The following is a 20,245-nucleotide window of genomic DNA, read 5'->3' on the forward strand; positions in this document are numbered from 1 at the left end:
AAATGCGAATTGGTTAATATCTTAAAGGGCATGGTCATCATAAAGCAAGAAAGCTTGGGCGAATTGGCCACTTTTTAATTGCTTCAATAGCGACTGTGCCTGATTTTCATCAGTTATTGGACCTAAGCGTAAGCGAAAAATTCCATCATTTTGCTTTTTAATATTCGTTGGTACGTGATACTGCTGCTCCAATTGATAAGCCAATGCTTCAATATTAGCGAGTTTTGAGCCCGCAGCGACTTGAATATACTTAGTACGAGGTTTTGCGTCGGCAAGGGTAACTGCTTCGAGCTTAACCCGCGCTGTACCTTGGCGGTGATAGCCCAGTTTGTAGGCTGCTGAGTATGATAAATCAATAATCCGGTCGTCATGAAACGGGCCGCGATCATTGACGCGAACGATCACGCTTTTGCCGTTATCGAGGTTGGTCACTCGAACAAAGCTGGGTAAGGGCAGAGTTTTATGGGCTGCGGTCATGGCGAACATGTTGTAGGTCTCGCCATTGGAGGTGTGATAGCCATGAAACTTACGGCCATACCACGAAGCAATACCTTGCTGTGTAAACCCTCGTTCGTCAAAAATAGGCACGTAATGGCGCCCACGAACTTCATAAGGACGATTTGCAGCGGCACTTTTGGGTTCATCGGTGATCACCGCGTCTTGCAGCTCCAGCGCCGTAGGCTGGCGTAAAGGTGCGGCATCATGGCGCATATGATAGCGCCCCGATGGCGTACTACAGGCACTTATTAACAGTGTTATAAGAGTAAGAAAAAGCGCACGAACTGCCATTATTTATTTAACATCCGTTTTTCTGTGGCGATACTCATAATAATGCCAAAACCCGCCATCAGAGTCACCATTGAGGTGCCGCCATAACTGATCAGTGGCAAGGGGACGCCTACGACAGGTAATAATCCAGACACCATACCGATGTTGACAAACACATAAACAAAGAAAGTTAGGGTTAAAGCCCCTGCGAGTAACTTACCAAAGGCTTCTTGGGCATTCACGGCGATATAGAGGCCGCGAGCGATAATGAATAAATACACCCCTAAGAGGATTAACACGCCAATTAGGCCAAACTCTTCGCTCAGTACTGAGAAGATAAAGTCGGTATGGCGCTCGGGTAAAAACTCCAACTGTGATTGGGTGCCTTGCAACCAGCCCTTACCTTCTATGCCGCCCGAGCCAATGGCGATTTTTGACTGAATAATATGGTAGCCAGCACCGAGGGGGTCGCTTTCCGGGTTTAAGAAAGTAAGGACTCGCTGCTTTTGATAGGCGTGCATACCATAGTGCCAAAATAAGGGAGCGCCGGCGCCAACGAGCACAGCCAAAGAGCCAATCAGCTTCCAGCTTACACCGGCCAGAAACAACACAAAAATCCCCGAGCTGGCGATCAGAATAGATGTCCCCAAGTCTGGTTGTTCTTTAATTAGCAAAGTGGGCACCATGACGATAACCAGCCCGATAAACAAATGCCCTAAGCGAGGCGGCAGATGATTGCGGCCAATATACCAAGCAACGCCCATGGGCACCGCAAGCTTCATAATCTCTGAAGGCTGAAAACGAATACCAATGTCGAGCCAACGCTGCGCACCCTTGGAACTGACACCGACAAACAACACCGCGATGAGCATCAAGGTGCCCATCAGATACAAAGGCACAACAACACGCTTTAACGTAGGTGGAGAGACTTGTGCAAACACTAACATAGCCACTAGAGCGCCACCCATCCGGGTGCCGTGGCGCATCATCATATTCCAATCTTGGCCGCTAGCACTGTAGACGATGCACAAGCTTGCGAACATCATGGCGAGCAAGGCTAAAAACAGCGGCAGGTCGATATGCACGCGTTGCCATAAAGAGTTGTGCTGATGTAATGGCGTCATTGCGATTCATCCTGTACTTCGCTGGCAATGGGGTTCGCAAGGAAATAGTAGTCCATTACCTCGCGGGCGATTGGGGCGGCCACCGAGCTGCCACCACCACTGTTTTCAACAATGACTGTGACAACGATTTGCGGGTCGTCAAACGGAGCAAAACCAACATAAATGGCGTTATCACGATGGCGCTCTTTGAGCTTATCAGCGTCGTAACGCTCACCCTGGGCAATGCTCACCACCTGTGCGGTACCCGTTTTACCGGCTGGATCATAATTAGTCCCTTTGAATGCCTTATGCGCCGTACCTGTGACTTTTTTCACGGTATTATGCATGGCATCTAAGGCAATTTGCCAATGCTCAGGATTTTGTAATTTTACCGGTGGCTTTTCGTCGTCATTAACGGTGGTAATATCGCTATCACGGCGTAATTGATGAACTAAGTGGGGCGGATTGTGTACGCCGCGATTGGCCATGATGTTGACGGCATTAGCAATTTGAATCGGGGTTGCTGTCCAATACCCTTGGCCGATTCCTACAGAAATCGTATCGCCACGCCACCAAGACTCGCGAAAACGGTCTTCTTTCCACTCCTTGGAAGGCAAAATAGCCGTCGTTTCCTCGTGGATATCAATACCGGATAAATCGCCAAAACCAAACTGCGCCATAAAATTACTAATTTTGGTTATGCCAGCACGGTAAGCGATGTCGTAAAAATAAGTATCGCATGACTCTTCTATGGCTTTATAAACGTCGACATGGCCATGACCCCAGCGCTTCCAGTCGCGCCATTTGTGTTCAACGTTGGGAATTTGGAAAAAGCCAGGGTCCCACATTTTTGTTTCTTCGGTCACCAACCCCTGCTCTAAGCCAAAAATCGCCATATGTGGTTTGATGGTTGATGCCGGGGCATAGCGGCCTTGGGTAGCACGGTTTATAAGCGGTCTATCAGGGTTAAGCAGGGCTTTGTAATTTGCTGAGCTAATACCGTGCACGAATAAGTTAGGGTCATAGCTGGGGTTAGAGTACAGCGCTAAGATGCCTCCCGTTTTTGCATCTAATGCGACAATGGCACCACGTTTATCCTTTAATGTCATTTGCGCGATTTGCTGCAGCCCAATATCGAGGGTCAGCATTAAATCTTTACCGGGCACCGGAGGCGTTTCCTCAACGCGACGTAATACTCGGCCTCGATTATTAATCTCCACCGATTGCGAGCCTACCTGACCATGTAACTGCGACTCATAAAACTTCTCAAGCCCGAGCTTACCGAAATCCCGGGTGGCGCGATAATTGGTGGCCAAGCCTTGCGCTTCCAAGTTGGTTAGCTCTTTTTTATTCAGTTTGGCAACATAACCAAGAGCATGAGTGAGGGTATCTCCGAAGGGGTAGTACCGGGCTAAGCGAGCCTCGACACTGAACCCTGGGAATTTATGTTGGTTTACAGAAAATAGCGCGACTTCTTTGTCATTCAAACGGCTTTTTAGCACCTGACTCTGGAAGCGGCGATTGTGGCGGATATCGTCGAGAAACTCTGCACGCTGCTGCTCGCTAATATTGAGTAACGCGCTAATATCGTCCAGCGATTGTGTTAGGTCATCCACCTGTTCGGGGATCACCTCGAGGTTATAAACCGGCTTGTTCTCGGCCAGCAAAGTGCCGTTCCTATCGTAAATTAAGCCTCGGTTAGGGGCCACAGGCAATACTTTAATTCGGTTATCGTTGGAACGGGTTTGATAGGTTTTGTGCGCCACCACCTGTAGGTTGTAGAGATTCGAAATTAAAATGGCGACCAGAATAAGAACAAAAATAAAAGCCGTAAAAGAACGGCGCGCAAACAAATTGGCCTCGGCGGAATGATCGCGGATAGGAGTGCGTTTACGCAGCATAAAAACGGCTATTCTCGGTGATAGGGGTGATTGTTATTTAAGCTCCAGCCTCGATATAGGCTTTCCGCTACGATAATGCGAACCAGCGGGTGAGGCAAGGTTAAATTCGATAACGACCACTTTTGCTCGCTGCGGGCAATGCATTCAGGAGCTAGCCCCTCTGGGCCTCCGATAAGCAAACTGACATCACGACCATCGAGTTGCCACTTTTCCATGGCCTTGGCAAGCTGGTGCGTGTCCATCGCTTTGCCTGTCACTTCTAAGGTAACAATACGATTTCCCTTTGGAATGGCCGCTAAGGTGCGCTCACCTTCTTGCTGTAAAATACGTTTGATATCGGCATTTTTGCCGCGTTTACCAGCGGGTATTTCAATCAGCTCTAGAGCCATGTCCTTGGGAAACCGGCGTTGATACTCGCTAAACCCTGTCTCTACCCAAGATGGCATTTTGGTCCCCACAGCGACCAGTTGGATTTTCACCGTTAACCCCAGAGCTTCTCGAGTTGGTAAAAGTCACGAGTTTCATCTTGCATTACATGCACGACCACGTCACCTAAGTCCACCAATACCCATTCACCGATGTCTTGTCCTTCCATGCCTATCACCTCTAAGTCATGTTCCTTGGCCTCTTTGGCAAGGTGTTGGGCGATGGATTGAACTTGGCGTTTGGAATTACCCGAACAGACAACCATGAAATCAGTAATGTTCGATGTGTCGCGAACGTCTAAGGTAATGACGTCACGCGCTTTCATATCGTCAATTTTATCTAATGCAAAATCAAGAAGATTGTTGGTTTGCAAAATGCACTCTCTAAGTTAGTTAAAGCTTTCTAAGCGGCGTATTTTACCACTATTATCAACCTATATACAGGCGCTTATCGCGGATATATTGGTACACGGGCGGCGTAAGCAGTTCCTCACAAGGCTGCTGACGTTGCAATTTGGCGCGCACCTCGGAGGATGAAACCGCCAGCTGCGGGCCGGGTAAAAAGTAAACAAGCCCGCTGCGTTGGTTATTGAGCGCCGCCCCTTGCTGACACTGATGCTGTGATAAGTATTGCGTGAGTGTTGCGGAGAGGTCAAGGCGCTCTTGTGGACGCTGATAGACCACTAAATGACACAAAGATGTAATTTGCTGCCATTGATACCACGAATCAAAGCTGTTGAATGAGTCCAAGCCCATCAAAAAGAGTATTGGCTCTTGGTGATTACCGGCACTATCTAGTTCTTCACGTAACTCTTGTAGGCTCAGTAGTGAGTAGGATGGACCTTCGCGATGCAGCTCGCGCTCATCGATTTTAAAGCGCGGCTCGGAGGCTATGGCTAAGCGTAACATCGCCAGTTTGTCAGCATTACTGATGTTGCTCGCCTGCTTGTGAGCAGGGACGCGGTTGGGCATAAAAAATAGTTGCTCACTATTGAAGTGATTTAAGCACTGATTAGCCATATTAAGATGGCCGATATGAACCGGATCAAACGTACCGCCGAACAGAAGCATATTTACTCCGAAAAAATAGGCGCAGAAAATGGTAAGGTGCGACAGAAGCTCATACTGATGTGTGCAAGCATGGGGTAGGGTGAAGATAACTTGCCGCTTTTAAACTGGCTATCAAAATAACTGAGTAAATCACAAAGTTGCTCTATACGTGCCATGTCTAAGCGCTGCAAGGCTCTTTGATACAAAGGTTGCTGATTCTTCCAAATCCCCAGTTTTTTACACGCGCTATTAAAATCCTGTCCTTGATGGCGCAACTCTGCGAGTGTGAGGAGTTGCTGCGCTTCCTTGCCAAGAGCCCAAGCGATGGCGGTGGGCTCGGTGTTATCATTTTGCAGTCGTGCCAACACCTGCATCGCTTTGTCACCCTCGCCACCAAGTACCGCATTAGCCAAATCAAAAATATCAAACTTATTTTGATTCAATAACATGCCTGTAAGGGTACGCCCATCAATGGCTTTATTTGCGTACAGCAAAGCCAGCTTTTCTAGCTCTTGGTGACAGGCCAGGAGGTTCCCCTCTGTGGTATCGAGCAGCACCTGCTTAGCATCCCCTTCAAGATTAAGACCTAGACGTTGACAGTGGTTATCAAGCCAACGCCGTAAGTGATTGCCGGTTAGTGGGTAGCAGGGGACAAAGATGCCTTCTTTATCAAGCGCTTTAAACCAGGCTGAACGCTGGACGTCTTGCGATGCTTTCATGCCACGGATCACAATAATGCAATCAGGATTCACGCCTTGTGCACATCGCTTCAGGTGCTCGGCGCCGGTTTTCGCAGGCTTTTGGCCGTTTAAGTCTAATTCTATTAAGGTGCGGGAGCTAAATAGCGACAGGCTGTGGTAGTGGCCGTCTAGCTCCTGCCAATCAAATTGCGCTCCGGCGGTGAGTTTAATGACCTCATCAAAGCCTTGTTGGCGCGCATTTTGGCGAATATGGCGGATACATTCATCAACTTGAAAGGGTTCATCGCCAAACACCATGTAAAAAGGTGCCAGCCCACGGGATAGTTGCTGTGCCAGTTGATTCGCGTAGATGCGCATTAGAGCTGTGCTAACTCCCTAACAATGCGGCGACTCGCCTGTTTGCGTAGCTCCTCCAACAAAATCGTCATTTCATTGGCTTTAGCTAAGGCATTGTCTGGATCGTCTTGGTAATTGCGATAAAGCTCAAAATATTGCTCGATAGGGTCTTCACCTGCTCGCTTAAGCGTGTAAGACACCGAGTAAATAAGCTCGTATTCTGCGACCTGACCGTTTTTAAACAGCGACAGTGTTCGTCTATCTAGGCGGTCGGAGGTGAGTCGTAACATCGGTGAGTTAGCGCGCAACCCTTTATTGACCTGCACATTACTGCGTGCAAGTTCACTCAATAGTTGCTCATACAGAGCTGAATTAGGATCGCTGGCGTTGACTTCCAAAGTCATGAGATCTTGCGGTAGATCCGAGGCCTTTTTAAGGTGAAAACCACAGCTGCCTAGTAATAATACTAAGCAGCTGATCACTAGGCTATGGCGTAGTGCACTGGCAGCGAACATCTTAGTTCGCCACCACATTAAGCACTTTGCCTTTGATGTAGATGACTTTACGCACGGTGAGTCCATCGGTGAACTTCTGTACGTTGGCATCTGCAAAGGCTGCTTGCTCAACGGCCTGCTGATCTGCATCGGCCGCTAGAGTCAGCTTCGCGCGGACTTTACCATTGACTTGAACTACAACCAGTTTCTCACTTTCAACCATGGCTGATTGATCGGCAACAGGCCATTTTGCGTCAAGGATATCGCCAGGCTTGGCGAGGTCTTGCCACAACTGATGTGATAGGTGTGGGGTAATCGGTGCCAGCATAATCAGCATTGCTTCTAACGCTTCATTGGCTACGGCTTTGTCACCGTCATCAGCTAATGGTGCCTTGATCAGCTTGTTCGATAGCTCCATTACCGCTGCAATGGCGGTATTGAAGGTTTGGCGACGGGCTAAATCATCAGTGATTTTAGCGATGGCTTTGTGCAACTCGCGACGCAGTTCTTTTTGCGCTTTCGTTAAGCTGGCAACATCTAGCTCAACAAAGCCCGCTTGCTTCACATCATAGGCATACTTGTATACCCGTTTGATAAAGCGGTGCGCGCCTTCAACACCTGAGTCAGACCATTCCAGTGTTTGCTCTGGTGGTGCTGTAAACATCATAAACAAACGCACGGTATCGGCACCGTATTGGTCGATTACCGTTTGTGGGTCGATGCCATTGTTCTTGGACTTAGACATCTTGCTCATGCCGGCGCTTTCAACCGGTTGACCATCATCCTTGTGCCAAGCTTTAATGATACGGCCTTTGTCATCAGTTTCTACTTCGACGTCACTGGGTGAGAACCAAATATCACCGCCTTTTTCATCTTTGCGGAAGTAGGTGTCGGCCAGTACCATGCCTTGGCAAAGTAGGCGCTCAAATGGCTCATCAGAGTCGACCAAGCCAAAATCACGTAATAATTTGTGGAAGAAACGCGCATAAAGCAGGTGCAAAATTGCGTGTTCAATACCGCCAATATACTGGTTGACTGGCAGCCAATAGTTAGCTGCGCCTGGCTCAAGCATGCCTTCGTCGTAACGCGGGCTGCAATAACGAGCGTAGTACCAAGATGATTCCATAAAGGTATCGAAGGTATCGGTCTCGTGGAACACGGTTTCACCGTTGACGCTTGCCTTGGCCCATTCAGGGTCTGATTTAATGGGGGAAGTCACGCCGTCCATCACCACATCTTCTGGTAGGCGCACCGGTAGCATATCCTCTGGCGCTGCCAGTTCGCTGCCATCTTCTTTATTCAACATTGGGATAGGTGAACCCCAATAGCGTTGGCGGCTAACGCCCCAATCGCGCAGGCGGAAATTAACCTTACGCTCACCTACGCCAAGTTCAGTTAACTTATCGGCAATGGCATTAAAGGCGGCATCAAAATCCAGACCATCGAATTCACCAGAATTGATGAGCGTGCCTTTTTCTGTGTAAGCGGCTTGGGATAAATCACACTCGTCACCTTCATTGGCAGCAATAACCTGCTTGATCTCTAAACCGTATGCTGACGCAAACTCAAAATCACGTTGATCGTGCCCTGGTACTGCCATAACCGCACCTGAGCCGTAGTCCATCAACACAAAGTTAGCTATCCAAATCGGCACTTCTTTACCGGTTAGCGGGTGAACTGCGCTCAGACCCGTGGCGATGCCTTTTTTGTCCATGGTGGCAACGTCGGCTTCGGCTACTTTAGTGTTTTTACACTGTTCAACAAACGCCGCAACATCGGCATTGGTCTTCGCAGCTTCTTGAGCAATAGGGTGGCCTGCGGCAACAGCCACATAGGTAACACCCATGAAGGTATCGGGGCGTGTCGTGTAGACGCTGAATTCGCCTTGGTTATCGGCGCGTTTGAAGGTAATGTCGACGCCTTCAGAGCGGCCAATCCAGTTGCGCTGCATGGTTTTAACTTGCTCAGGCCAGTGCTCAAGCTTGTCTAAATCATCCAATAATTCTTGCGCGTAGTCGGTGATTTTAATAAACCATTGCGGAATTTCTTTTTGCTCAACCACAGCACCAGAGCGCCAACCACGACCATCAATCACCTGCTCGTTTGCTAAAACAGTCTGATCTACAGGGTCCCAGTTAACAGTGGACATTTTTTTGTACACTAGGCCTTTCTCGTACAGCTTAGTGAAGAACCATTGTTCCCACTTGTAGTAATCTGGGTGACAGGTGGCAATCTCACGGTCCCAGTCGTAACCAAAGCCTAATAGTTTGAGCTGGTTACGCATGTAATCAATATTTTGATAGGTCCATTTGGCTGGGGCGGTGTTGTTTTTAATTGCGGCATTCTCTGCCGGCAAGCCAAAGGCGTCCCAACCCATGGGTTGCATAACATTTTTACCTTGCAAGCGCTGGAAGCGAGAAACAACGTCACCAATGGTGTAGTTACGCACGTGACCCATGTGCAGTCGACCACTCGGGTAGGGGAACATGGACAGACAGTAAAACTTCTCTTTTGAGTCGTCTTCACGAACTTGGAAAACCTTGTTTTCTTCCCAGTATGACTGGGCCTTAGTTTCTATTTCCTGCGGGTTATATTGCTCTTGCATCTACTATTCCAGACTTCTTGCAAAATGATGACAAATTTGCCGATAGCATACCCCAAATCGATATCTAATCACAGCAAGGCACAGGCTTTTTTATCGCTGTTATTGAATTGTCGGCAAGCGGGCTATAGTTACAATAGAGAGAGGCTGTTAAATTCAAAAGGAGCGAACATGGCAGATTATCGTCAATGGTTGGGTCAGTTTAGTGATTGGCTCAAAGATGTGAAAGAGCATGAAGTGAAAGACATGGTGTCCTCCTTTATGGAGTCGAAGCAGGCTTTGCAGGAGCTGAGTAAAGACAAGTACGAGCAATATAAACAATATTTACAGCGCGACATCGACCACCTCATTGAACACGAGAAACACTACAACGAGCTAGCATGGCAAGAACTTAAGGAGTCGCTGTGGTTCGAGTTATCACATATCGAAGATAAGTCACAATTGGAGTGGCAAGCGCTTAGCCAAGACTTTAAGCATAAAGGCGTTTATCACGCTGGAGAATGGATAGCCATGGGCACCTTAGTGTGCCAAAATTGCCATCATCAGGTGGATATTTACCACGCCAGTGAGATTCAGCCTTGCAGTCAATGCGAAGGCATTCACTTCAGCCGTCAGGCACTGCAGCCATAACGCAGTGCTCAGCGGATAATAATTGGGGCCCGCTAATAGGGCCCACTACAAGATGTGTCGAATGAAAGATAAAAGCAATAACGGTGTTACTCCTCTTAGTGCCAATGCGTTGGCCCCACAAATTTCAGCAAATCATGTGCGCACTTGTTTAGCGCATCCCTACCCCGAGGACTTACCTTTTATCGGCCAGCAGCGTGCCGACAGTGCTTTGGAATTTGCCCTGGGTATGCAGCTTCCTGGATACAATGCTTATGTGATGGGAGAGCCAGCGTTAGGGCGCTTCACGTTAGTGCAGCATAAGCTGCAACAACATGCCAAAGAGCGCGAAACGCCGCGTGAGTGGCTCTATGTTAATAATTACGATGATCACCGCGAGCCTATCGCCTTGTTAATGAATCCGGGCGAAGGACAAGTCCTAGTCGACGATATTGATGCGTTGCTGGATGAGATTCTCGATACCTTTCCGGCTGCGTTCGATAACCCTGGGTTCCAACGCAAGAAAAAGTCCATCGATCGTGAATTTGAAGATAAGTACGAAGATGCGTTGGCTGCGGTGGAAGACTTGGCCAATGCCCGCAGTGTCGAGTTGATCGAGGATGAGAATAACGTAGGTTTTGTGCCAATCGTCAACAATCAGCGCCTCAGCGATGAGCAATTCAGTGCCCTTGATGAGCCCACGCAAGAGCGCTTTCTCGACGCTATCGCAGAGCTTGAAGACGCATTAATTGATGCCCTTATTGAGCTGCCAAAATGGAAGCGCGAGTCTAGCGAGGCACTGCGCAAGCTGAAGAAAAGCACCGCCGAAGCGGCAATCAAACCGCTTTTACGTGAGCTTGAGCACAAGTATGCCACCCATGTTGGGGTGTTGCGTTACTTAAAAGATTTACGCTCAGAACTGGTCGATACGGTACTCGAGTGGCTTGATGAAGAGCAAGGCAGTGAAGATAACAAAGATGAGTATGATCGTGATGAAATGCTCACCGAATTCTTTGCTCCCAATTTATTGGTGTCTTTTAAAGAAGACGACCCCGCGCCTGTTATTTATGAGCCTAATCCGACCTTTGGTAACCTGTTTGGCAAAATAGAATATTCAACATCGCAAGGGTCGTTGGTAACCAGTTATCGCAGCATTCAGCCTGGCGCACTGCACCGCGCCAATGGTGGTTATCTGATTATGGATGCGGAAAAAGTGATGACCAACGCGCAAGTGTGGGACGGCTTAAAACTATCATTAAAAACACATCAGATAAAAAATGATTTACCTTACCAAGACAGCTCGGTAGGTAGCAGCTTCACCTTACGACCGCAATTGATCCCGCTGGATGTAAAAGTGATTTTACTGGGTTCTCGGGATTTGTATTACACCCTCAATGAATATGACGAAGAGTTTGCCGAGCATTTTCGCGTTCTGGCTGATTTTGATTATTACCTGCCAGGCTCAGATAAATACCAATATCAATTTATCACTAAAGTGATTGAGTATTGTCGAGAAAAGCTGAAAATTGAGCCTAATAATGAGGCGATGGCACTGCTGTTGCGCTTTAGCCACCGCCAGGCTGAGCATCAACAAAAGTTGTCAGCACGTTTTGCCGATGTACTTGAGTTAGTGGCTGAAGCAAGCTTTTATGCTCGTCAAGACAGCAGTGAACAGATCCTAGCTGCCCACGTAGAAGAAGCAATTGCTGGGAAAGAGTATCGCACTGGGCAAATGAGCGAAAACATGCTGAGTGATATTCGTGAAGGACACATTCTTATTGATACACAAGGTGAGGCAGTCGGCATTGTTAATGGCCTTACCGTGTTGCACGTGGGTGATACCTCATTTGGCACTCCGGCGCGTATGAGCGCCTCGGTTTATGCAGGCAGTGATGGGGTGATTGATATTGAGCGCGAAGCCGAATTGGGTAAGTCTATTCACTCAAAAGGTGTCATGTTGCTAACCGGCTACTTAGGGAATAAATACGCGCAGGATTTCAGCCTGACTCTCAGTGCCAACATCGCAATTGAGCAAAGCTATGGCTATATCGATGGTGACAGTGCCTCGCTGGCTGAGTTGTGTGCTTTGGTCTCAAGTATTACCCAAGTGCCCATAAAGCAAGGCATTGCACTGACTGGTTCAATCAACCAACGCGGTGAAGTGCAAGCCATTGGCGGTGTTAACGAAAAGATTGAAGGGTTCTTCAAACTTTGCCAAATGCGCGGTTTAGATACTCACCAAGGGGTCATTATTCCCAAGTCAAATTGTTTGAACCTGGTGCTCAATCAAGAGGTAATAAGTGCCGTTGAGCAGGGGAAGTTCCATATTTATCCAGTTTCGAGTGTCGATGAAGCCCTCAGTTTGCTGACTGGTAAGCAATGCGGGCAATTTCATCAGGGCCAATACCCCGAAGGAAGCTTGCACGACTTAGCCATGAAACGCTTGCGGGCTATAGCTGACATTGTTGCTGGTGAGGAAGAAAAGGATGATTAATGCGTTATTAATTCTCGCCATTGTCGTGTTGTTGGTACTGACCTTTCGCGGCCATCGGCGCAATCAAGCGGCGGCAGCAGAAAATGGCGATGCCGAGGCGCAATTTCTGGCCGAGAACAAACACAAAGAAGGAGTTGTGGAGCTTGATTGTGGGGTGCAAATGCTGTGGCATACTCGCAATCAGGCTGGTGAGCAGCCAAGCGCTAAGTCGAAAGTAACGGTGCACTATCGGGGCACATTGCTTGATGGCAGTGAATTCGATAACTCCCAGAAGCGAGGCCAACCCCTGACCTTCAAATTAAACCAAGTGATCAGTGGCTGGCAGCAAGGGTTGCTTGCCATGCATGCTGGAGAGCGGGCCACGCTGTATATTCCAGCCAAACTAGCCTATGGTAACCGTCGGGTGGGGAATATCGCCCCAGCAAGCTTGTTAATCTTCGACGTTGAGCTTATTGCTGTTAACTAAACTGTTGTAAATACGCTAGGTCAGCGTAGCTGATTTAGCGTGTGCCCCGTCAATTTTATGTCCCCTATATAAGTAAAATTGAAAATACAATGTAAAAATATATTTGACAACGCTGTCTTTGTGGCAACAATAAACGGTGGGAGGGCTCAGTGATCAGTGCATGAGCAGCTGGTCGGTCTTACAACGAAAAAATGAGTCAAATATGTCTACAACAACACAACTATTCACCGTGCTGGGGATCAGCGCAGCCGTCTCCACAGCGGCCCACGCCATTAATGTACAACCCGATCCACAGAACCCCGAGGGTTATGTCGTCGCCAAAGCCGATATCGAAGCCATGGCAGCGGCGAAAACAGCCGATCCTATGTATCAAGTGTGGGCGCAGGCACTGCGTACTCGCGACAATGCCGTGGTTGAAGCTATTGTCCCAGGAAGCGCCACAAACCCCGAAAACGTGCAGCGCGCACAACGGGTATTTCCACAGCAGCAGTGGGACTTTCTTACGCAAATGGCGGCGCCAGAGTACACCTACACGCGATTTTTAAGAGCAATAGGCAAATTTCCCGCGTTTTGTGGCGACTATAGCGATGGTCGCGATGCCGATGCTATTTGTAAACGCTCAATAGTCACAGCCTTTGCTCACTTTGCTCAAGAAACTGGCGGTCATATCAGTAAAGACAACGTCTCTGATAACCCTTTGGGGTTAGAGGAGTGGCAGCAAGCGTTGGTGCATGTGCGAGAAATGGGATGGTCCGAGGGCGAAGAGGGCTACACCACAGGCTGCGGTCAAAATGATTGGCAAAATCGCCGTTGGCCATGCGCTCCAGGTCAGGGTTACTTTGGTCGCGGCGCAAAACAGCTCTCTTATCATTTTAACTACGGGGCATTCTCAGAAGTCATGTTCGATGGTGACGCCACCGTATTGCTAACTAACCCGGCGTTAGTGGCGGACTCATGGTTAAACTTGGCTTCAGCAATTTGGTTTTTCCTCACTCCGCAAGCCCCGAAACCGGCAATGTTACACGTGATTGACCGTACCTGGGTGCCGTCGCAGCGTGAGCGTAATGCCGGGATTGGTTATGGCTTTGGCACCACCATTAATGTTATCAATGGTGGTATAGAGTGCGGCGAGCAAAATAAGTATAAGGGCCAACCAGTCAATCGTATTCGTTATTGGCAGGGCCTCGCTCATCACTACAATATCGTTATAGAAAGTGACGAAGAGGACACCTGTTGGCAACAAACCCCGTATGGCAGTCTTAATCTTGAGGGCGCGACAGATGTGTTATACACCAATTGGGAAGGTGATTGGGGCTACTATGCCGACCGCCCCGGTGGCTATTCCTTCGAATGTAAGTTAGTAGGTTATCAAACGGCTTATTCGGCCTTGGTCCCCGGTGACTATGAGAAATGTGTTACTAACTTCTATCAGTCTCATGCCGGCTGGCCGCAAGTGCGCGTTAGCGACACCTTGCCTAGTGAACCGCCCACAGAGCCGCCTGTGGATGGCGTTGCAGCGTGGGATGCAGCAACGGTCTATGTACAAGGTGAGCAAGTGAGCCAAGGTGGGCAAATCTATGAGGCTAAGTGGTGGACTCAAGGTGATGACCCTCTTAATGGTGGGCCCTGGCAACTTATTGACAGTGGCGGCCAAAGCGAGCCGACACCGCCAAGCGATCCGGTAGACCCTGCACCCGGTGACGGGGCGATCACCTGGGATGCGGCGACTATCTACGTCGGGGGTGACCAAGCCAGCAAAAATGGTGTCCTTTATCAGGCTAAATGGTGGACACAAGGTGACGACCCCATCAATGGCGGGCCTTGGCAGCGCGCCAATAATTAAGCTCATGAGTATAGCCTGCCTTCGCGCAGGCTTTTTTATGTCATTGGTCGCAACCCACTGTTTTTCACCTAAGTGTTACATTAGCGTTAATATCGAGGTGTAACTACCCACCATTATTCAACAGGGGAACAATCCATGACAAAGCTTTCGGTTTTAGGCCAAGCGCTATTGCTGGCAGGTATGTTTAGTGTCACATCAAGCGTTGCGGCCGCTGATTTAGACCAACAAATTCAACAAGCCAATGAACAGGTTGCCGATAAGGTGATCACTTGGCGACGTCATATTCACCAATATCCGGAATTGAGTAACCGTGAGTTTAAGACCGCGCAGTACGTGGCCGAACACTTACAAAGCTTGGGCCTTGAGGTGGAAACCGGCGTGGCTCATACCGGGGTGGTAGCCAGGCTCAAGGGTGATAAACCGGGACCCTTGATTGCCTTGCGTGCGGATATGGACGCACTGCCTGTGACCGAGCAAGTAGACTTGCCTTTTGCTTCGCAGCAGAGTGCCACTTACCGTGGTCAAAAAGTGGGGGTGATGCATGCCTGTGGTCACGATGCCCATGTCGCTATCCTTATGGCTGTGGCTGAATCCTTGGTGGCGTTAAAGTCGGAACTAGCTGGGGAAATACTGTTTGTGTTCCAACCAGCGGAAGAAGGGGCTCCTGAGGGAGAGCAGGGCGGTGCCGAACTGATGCTTAAAGAAGGCTTATTTGCACAAAAGCCTGAGGCGGTGTTTGGTTTGCATGTCACCTCATCACTTAATACCGGGCAAATTGGTTTTCGCTCAGGGCCGTTGATGGCCAGTGAAGACTCATTTAACATCAAGGTCAAAGGTCGTCAGACTCATGGTTCACGACCTTGGAATGGAGTCGATCCCATTGTCGCTTCTAGCCAAATCATTATGGCTACACAAACCATTGCTTCGCGCCAAGTCGATGTCACCAAAGCGCCTTCGGTGATTTCTTTTGGTGCCATCAATGGCGGGGTACGCAGTAATATTATCCCTGATGAGGTGGAGATGGTGGGCACTATTCGCACCTTTGATCAGCAAATGCGCGCCGACATCAAGCAGCGTTTGCAAAAAACTGTGGAGTTAACCGCCCAGGCAGCCGGGGCAAAGGCTGATATCCATATCGACCATGGTTACCCGGTCACCGTGAATGACCCGCAGTTAACGAACATGATGACCCCCACGCTGCAACAGGCCGCAGGCAGCGACAATGTCATCACCACGGATCTGATCACCGGTGCTGAAGACTTCTCTTACTACGCCCTAGAAACCCCTGGACTGTTCTTCTTTTTGGGAGTGACGCCAAAGGATCAGGATGCCAAAACGGCGCCAAGCAACCACTCGCCGCACTTTTACATTGACGAGAAAGCGTTGCCGTTAGGGGTCAAAGCGATGACCAACTTGGTGTTTGATTACCTCGACAAGCAATAAAAAAAGCGCCGTTAGGCGCTTTTTTTAACTCTTCTAGAATAGTACAGACTCAGACCCAGCAAGCACAGCAGCGCTAGCCACGTAGGCCAACGACCATACTGGGCGTATAGGCTGTCGCCAGAGATCAAGCGAACATCAGCGCGCAGTACATCCGCATCAAATTGCGCAAGACTAAGTTGTGATTGCGAAATCGGGTCATACACGCCAGTCACCCCAGTATTAGTCACTCGTACCAGTGGGCGCTGCAGCTCGAGCGCGCGCATGCGTGAGATTTGCATATGTTGATGAGGTCCGTGGGAGTCGCCAAACCAGGCATCATTACTCACGGTAAAGAGGATATCCGAGTCACTGCGGTAATTATCTCTGACTAAATCGGGAAAGGCGATTTCGTAACAGATAGCCGCAAGGATATGGTAGCCGTTAGCTATCAGGTTATCTTGCACGCGCTCACCGCGACTAAAACTCGACATTGGCAAGTCAAAAAGCGGTGCCAAAGGGCGTAATAAGTCTTCAAAAGGCACAAACTCGCCAATAGGTAGTAACTGATGTTTGCGATAGCGGTTTTTATGGAGGTAGCGGTACTGACCTGCGCTGCTGTCTTGTTGTTTTTTACCCACCACCACTAAGGTGTTGTAAACATTGCGGGTATCATATTGATAGTCGACGATGCCGGTGATAAGCGCAGTATCATTAAACACCGCCGCCTTATCCAAGGATGTGAGGTATTCCCCAGCTAACTGTTCGAGCTCGGGGATCGCAGCCTCAGGCCACACCACCAGATCGGCATCCCAATGTAGGCGCGTCATATCTTGGTACTTGAGCATGGTGGGCCAGAAGTTCTCGGGTTGCCAGCGCATGCTTTGCTTGATATTGCCTTGTACTAAGGCCACATTCAGCTGTTTGCCAGAATACTGGTTATAATTGAATACTGTGGCTAGGGCTGCAACTAGGGCGCCTGCGGCGAGCGTTGCCACAAGGGGTTGCCAGACCTTGGCACAAAATAAACGATAAAGGCCATAACCCACGGCCAGCACCAGCACACTTAAGCCAAATTCACCCACCATCGGCGCGAGAATATTTACTGGTGAATCGGTTTGGGTGTAGCCCAGTGATAACCAAGGAAAGCCGGTTAGTAGTGTGCCGCGCAGCCATTCGCTGAAGGCAAAGCTGATTAACAGCGGAGCCAGCCAAACGCCGCTGTGTTTGTGTATAAACGCAGTGAGAGCCAGTGCCAGTGCAGGATAAAGTGCTAAATACACCACCAGTAAGGCCATAATGGCAATGGAGGCGGGCAGTGGCATACCACCAAACTGGGCTATGGAGACGTGCACCCAGCTTACTCCCGCAGCAAACCAGCCGATGGCAAAGATAAATCCGTACCAAGCCGCTTGTTTGACCGGTGCCTGATAACTGCAATAACACAGCACCGCAATACTAAAAAAAGCTAAAGGCCAGGCGCCGAAAGGGGCATAAGCAAAGGTTAAAACAAGGCCGGCAACCAGTGCCAGCCATGTTTTTTTATCACTAAATTGCTGTTTAAGCCGCGTCAGTATCTTCGCCATCGCTCGATTTCGGCAAGGTAACTTGCAGCTGCAAAATACGACGGCTGTCGGAATTTGTGACCTTAAACTGCAAAGGATCAATGTCTATGATTTCACCGCGCCCAGGCATATGGCCGAAGGCATGTAACACAATACCGCCAATTGTATCGGCTTCGCTGGTGTTGAAATCGGTTTTAAACACGTCGTTAAACTCTTCAATAGGCGTCAGAGCCTGTACAGAGTAAACATGCTTAGAAACCTTACGGATGGCTTTACTTTCGTCTTCATCATCATGCTCGTCTTCGATCTCGCCGACAATGATTTCGAGAATATCTTCAATGGTCACTAAGCCAGACACACCACCATATTCGTCGATAACAATCGCCATGTGGTAGCGCTGTTGGCGAAACTCGTTCAGTAGCGTATCAACCCGCTTACTTTCCGGGACGACTACCGCCGGGCGGAGCATATCGCGTAGGTTTGGTAAGGCGGCCTCTTTGTCCATCAGTAATGGCAATAAGTCCTTGGCCAATAAGATACCTTCGACGTGGTCTTTGTCTTCACACACCACCGGAAAGCGCGAGTGCGAGGACTCGATCATCATCGGTAGTTGATCGAACAGTGGTTTATCTACATCTAAGGTGATCATGTGTGAGCGTGGGATCATGATGTCGCGCACTTTCAGCTCCGACACACCCAATACGCCTTCCATCATTTCCTTGGTCTCAGGGTCAATCAGATCGCGTTCTTGCGCATCTGAGATGACTTCAACCAATTCTTCCTTATTTTGGGGTTCTCCTTGGAACATCTGGGTGATGCGATCCATCCACGATTTTCCAGAAGAACCCTCTCTACTATGCGAGTTTTCGTCGCTCATTAGCTTTATGCGCTCCAAGTTGAATTAATTCCGATAGTGAGCAGAGCCTCACTATTGGGATTAACACTCATCATCCCTGTATGGGTCGCTGATATCAATGGTTGCCAACAGGCGTTTCTCAATCGCTTCCATTTTTTGGGCATCAGCGTCATTTATATGGTCATAGCCAAGTAAATGCAAGCACCCGTGTACCACCATGTGGGCAAAGTGGTCATGAAAGCTTTTTTGCTGCTCCAAAGACTCACGATATACCACTTCGGGGCAAATAATCAAATCCCCAACTAAAGGTAGCTCTACACCTGGGGGGGCATCGAACTCAAAAGACAAAACATTGGTCGGTTTATCTTTGCCTCGGTAACTATGGTTGAGGCTTTGGCTTTCCTCTGCGTCGCTGATGCGAATAGTGATTTCGCTGTTAGGCTTAAGTTCATCAAGCACCAACGCGGCCCAGCGCTGAAATTGCTCAGCGCTCGGTAAATTATCAAATTCACAAGCAAGTTGCAGATCGACAGTGGTGGTCATGAGTCAGACTCTTTTTTATTTTGCTCTTTAGCGGCGCGTTTGGCGCGCTGTGCTTCATCATGGCTTTCGTAAGCTTCAACAATAGCAGCGACCACGGGGTGGCGCACCACATCATGAGCTTGGAAAAAGTTAAAGCTGATAGCCTCAACATCACTGAGCACCTCAATTGCATGACGCAGGCCTGAGCGCGCGCCGCGAGGCAAGTCGACCTGAGTAATATCACCGGTGATCACCGCTTTTGAATTAAAGCCAATACGGGTTAGGAACATCTTCATTTGTTCCACTGTGGTATTTTGGCTCTCATCAAGAATGATAAAAGCGTCATTCAACGTGCGACCACGCATATACGCCAAAGGAGCCACTTCGATGACGTTTTTCTCTATGAGTCGCTCAACCTTCTCAAAGCCAAGCATTTCAAATAAAGCATCATAAAGGGGGCGCAGGTAAGGGTCGATTTTTTGGGTAAGGTCACCAGGTAAAAAGCCTAGTTTTTCACCTGCCTCAACCGCCGGGCGAGTCAATAGAATACGGCGAATCTCTTGGCGTTCGAGGGCATCGACGGCAGCGGCTACGGCTAAGTAAGTTTTCCCGGTCCCTGCTGGGCCAATACCGAAGCTAATATCGTGATTTAAGATATTAGCTACATACTGACTTTGATTGGGGTTACGCGGCTTGATGACGCCACGGCGGGTTTTAATGAACACTTCTTTACCCCACACACTGGGCTGCTCTTGTTCGAGCACATCAGCTTCGGTGATGGCTAAGTGCACGTGTTCAGGTTCGATCTCTTTTTGCTTACCTTTAACAGGGGCCGTATCAACGTAAAGATTTTTTAGAATTTCCCCGGCAGCTTTTGCAGTGTGCGGCTTGCCGGTGACTTTAAAGAGATTTTCGCGGTGTGCAATTTCAACTCCCAGACGACGCTCGATGTGCTTAATATTTTCGTCGAAGGGTCCACACAAAGAAGAAAGGCGGGCATTGTCTGACGGTTCTAAGTATATATCGATATTCTTCAGCTGGTTACTCAAAGTTGCTTCCTGTTGCTTGGCGCTGCGTAAACGCAGCGCACGATT

18 protein-coding genes are annotated in these 20,245 nt (G+C 48.9%); 5 read left to right on the forward strand and 13 right to left on the reverse strand.

Features of this window, described 5'->3' with window-relative positions; all coding sequences use genetic code 11:
* Window positions 1–21: 21 nt before the first annotated feature.
* Genes MHM89_RS14155 through leuS form a run of 9 tightly spaced genes read right to left on the reverse strand, consistent with a single transcriptional unit; the run spans window position 22 to window position 9,383 of the window.
* Complete coding sequence (locus MHM89_RS14155) at window positions 22–789, reverse strand: septal ring lytic transglycosylase RlpA family protein (RefSeq protein WP_045979817.1); 768 nt, start codon at window positions 787–789, stop codon at window positions 22–24.
* Window positions 789–1,892: a rod shape-determining protein RodA gene (gene rodA / locus MHM89_RS14160; RefSeq protein WP_022946382.1), complete on the reverse strand. Its 1,104-nt coding sequence runs from the start codon at window positions 1,890–1,892 to the stop codon at window positions 789–791. The genes MHM89_RS14155 and rodA overlap by 1 nt, the downstream gene beginning before the upstream one ends.
* Window positions 1,889–3,772, reverse strand: a complete 1,884-nt coding sequence (gene mrdA / locus MHM89_RS14165) for a penicillin-binding protein 2 (protein WP_138547599.1) — start codon at window positions 3,770–3,772, stop codon at window positions 1,889–1,891. The genes rodA and mrdA overlap by 4 nt, the downstream gene beginning before the upstream one ends.
* 8 nt (window positions 3,773–3,780) lie before the next feature.
* Window positions 3,781–4,251 (reverse strand): 23S rRNA (pseudouridine(1915)-N(3))-methyltransferase RlmH, encoded by a 471-nt coding sequence (rlmH, locus tag MHM89_RS14170; RefSeq protein ID WP_022946380.1) that lies wholly within the window; start codon window positions 4,249–4,251, stop codon window positions 3,781–3,783.
* Between the two features lie 2 nt (window positions 4,252–4,253).
* On the reverse strand, window positions 4,254–4,571 hold the full coding sequence (gene rsfS / locus MHM89_RS14175) for a ribosome silencing factor (RefSeq protein ID WP_239409068.1): 318 nt from the start codon (window positions 4,569–4,571) through the stop codon (window positions 4,254–4,256).
* A 55-nt stretch (window positions 4,572–4,626) separates the two neighbouring features.
* The gene (gene nadD / locus MHM89_RS14180; RefSeq protein ID WP_152441013.1) at window positions 4,627–5,268 is read right to left on the reverse strand and encodes a nicotinate-nucleotide adenylyltransferase; all 642 of its coding nucleotides are present in this window, start codon (window positions 5,266–5,268) and stop codon (window positions 4,627–4,629) included.
* Window positions 5,269–5,270: 2 nt separating this feature from the next.
* Window positions 5,271–6,305 (reverse strand): DNA polymerase III subunit delta, encoded by a 1,035-nt coding sequence (holA, locus tag MHM89_RS14185; RefSeq protein ID WP_239409069.1) that lies wholly within the window; start codon window positions 6,303–6,305, stop codon window positions 5,271–5,273.
* Complete coding sequence (lptE, locus tag MHM89_RS14190) at window positions 6,305–6,799, reverse strand: LPS assembly lipoprotein LptE (protein ID WP_239385786.1); 495 nt, start codon at window positions 6,797–6,799, stop codon at window positions 6,305–6,307. Before lptE ends, holA begins: the two co-directional genes overlap by 1 nt.
* Window position 6,800: 1 nt before the next feature.
* A complete protein-coding gene (leuS, locus tag MHM89_RS14195; protein ID WP_239409070.1) occupies window positions 6,801–9,383 on the reverse strand; it encodes a leucine--tRNA ligase in 2,583 nt (860 codons plus the stop codon).
* Window positions 9,384–9,551: 168 nt separating this feature from the next.
* Here leuS and MHM89_RS14200 point away from each other — a divergent pair, with 168 nt between their 5' ends.
* The 5 genes from MHM89_RS14200 to MHM89_RS14220 all read left to right on the forward strand — a co-directional run bounded on the left by MHM89_RS14200 (window position 9,552) and on the right by MHM89_RS14220 (window position 16,232).
* Window positions 9,552–10,010: a hypothetical protein gene (locus tag MHM89_RS14200; protein WP_022946374.1), complete on the forward strand. Its 459-nt coding sequence runs from the start codon at window positions 9,552–9,554 to the stop codon at window positions 10,008–10,010.
* Window positions 10,011–10,071: 61 nt separating this feature from the next.
* On the forward strand, window positions 10,072–12,480 hold the full coding sequence (locus MHM89_RS14205) for an ATP-binding protein (RefSeq protein ID WP_022946373.1): 2,409 nt from the start codon (window positions 10,072–10,074) through the stop codon (window positions 12,478–12,480).
* A complete protein-coding gene (locus MHM89_RS14210) occupies window positions 12,473–12,946 on the forward strand; it encodes an FKBP-type peptidyl-prolyl cis-trans isomerase (RefSeq protein WP_022946372.1) in 474 nt (157 codons plus the stop codon). Before MHM89_RS14205 ends, MHM89_RS14210 begins: the two co-directional genes overlap by 8 nt.
* Before the next feature lie 202 nt (window positions 12,947–13,148).
* Window positions 13,149–14,789, forward strand: coding sequence for a chitinase (locus MHM89_RS14215; RefSeq protein WP_239409071.1), 1,641 nt, complete (start codon window positions 13,149–13,151; stop codon window positions 14,787–14,789).
* A 135-nt stretch (window positions 14,790–14,924) separates the two neighbouring features.
* Window positions 14,925–16,232 (forward strand): amidohydrolase, encoded by a 1,308-nt coding sequence (locus tag MHM89_RS14220; protein ID WP_239409072.1) that lies wholly within the window; start codon window positions 14,925–14,927, stop codon window positions 16,230–16,232.
* Window positions 16,233–16,243: 11 nt separating this feature from the next.
* On the opposite strand, the gene lnt is transcribed toward MHM89_RS14220, so the two are convergent.
* The 4 genes from lnt to MHM89_RS14240 are packed head-to-tail and all read right to left on the reverse strand — an operon-like array spanning window position 16,244 to window position 20,200.
* Window positions 16,244–17,794 carry an apolipoprotein N-acyltransferase gene (gene lnt / locus MHM89_RS14225; RefSeq protein ID WP_239409073.1) on the reverse strand — a complete coding sequence of 517 codons (1,551 nt, stop codon included), beginning with the start codon at window positions 17,792–17,794 and terminating at the stop codon, window positions 16,244–16,246.
* On the reverse strand, window positions 17,769–18,650 hold the full coding sequence (gene corC / locus MHM89_RS14230; RefSeq protein ID WP_022944677.1) for a CNNM family magnesium/cobalt transport protein CorC: 882 nt from the start codon (window positions 18,648–18,650) through the stop codon (window positions 17,769–17,771). The genes lnt and corC overlap by 26 nt, the downstream gene beginning before the upstream one ends.
* Before the next feature lie 60 nt (window positions 18,651–18,710).
* Window positions 18,711–19,172 (reverse strand): rRNA maturation RNase YbeY, encoded by a 462-nt coding sequence (gene ybeY, locus MHM89_RS14235; protein ID WP_239409074.1) that lies wholly within the window; start codon window positions 19,170–19,172, stop codon window positions 18,711–18,713.
* Complete coding sequence (locus tag MHM89_RS14240) at window positions 19,169–20,200, reverse strand: PhoH family protein (RefSeq protein ID WP_022944679.1); 1,032 nt, start codon at window positions 20,198–20,200, stop codon at window positions 19,169–19,171. The genes ybeY and MHM89_RS14240 overlap by 4 nt, the downstream gene beginning before the upstream one ends.
* Window positions 20,201–20,245 lie beyond the last annotated feature (45 nt).

The organism is Pseudoalteromonas sp. CNC9-20 (assembly GCF_022347875.1).
In the GTDB taxonomy this organism is placed as follows: Bacteria; Pseudomonadota; Gammaproteobacteria; order Enterobacterales; family Alteromonadaceae; genus Pseudoalteromonas; species Pseudoalteromonas ruthenica.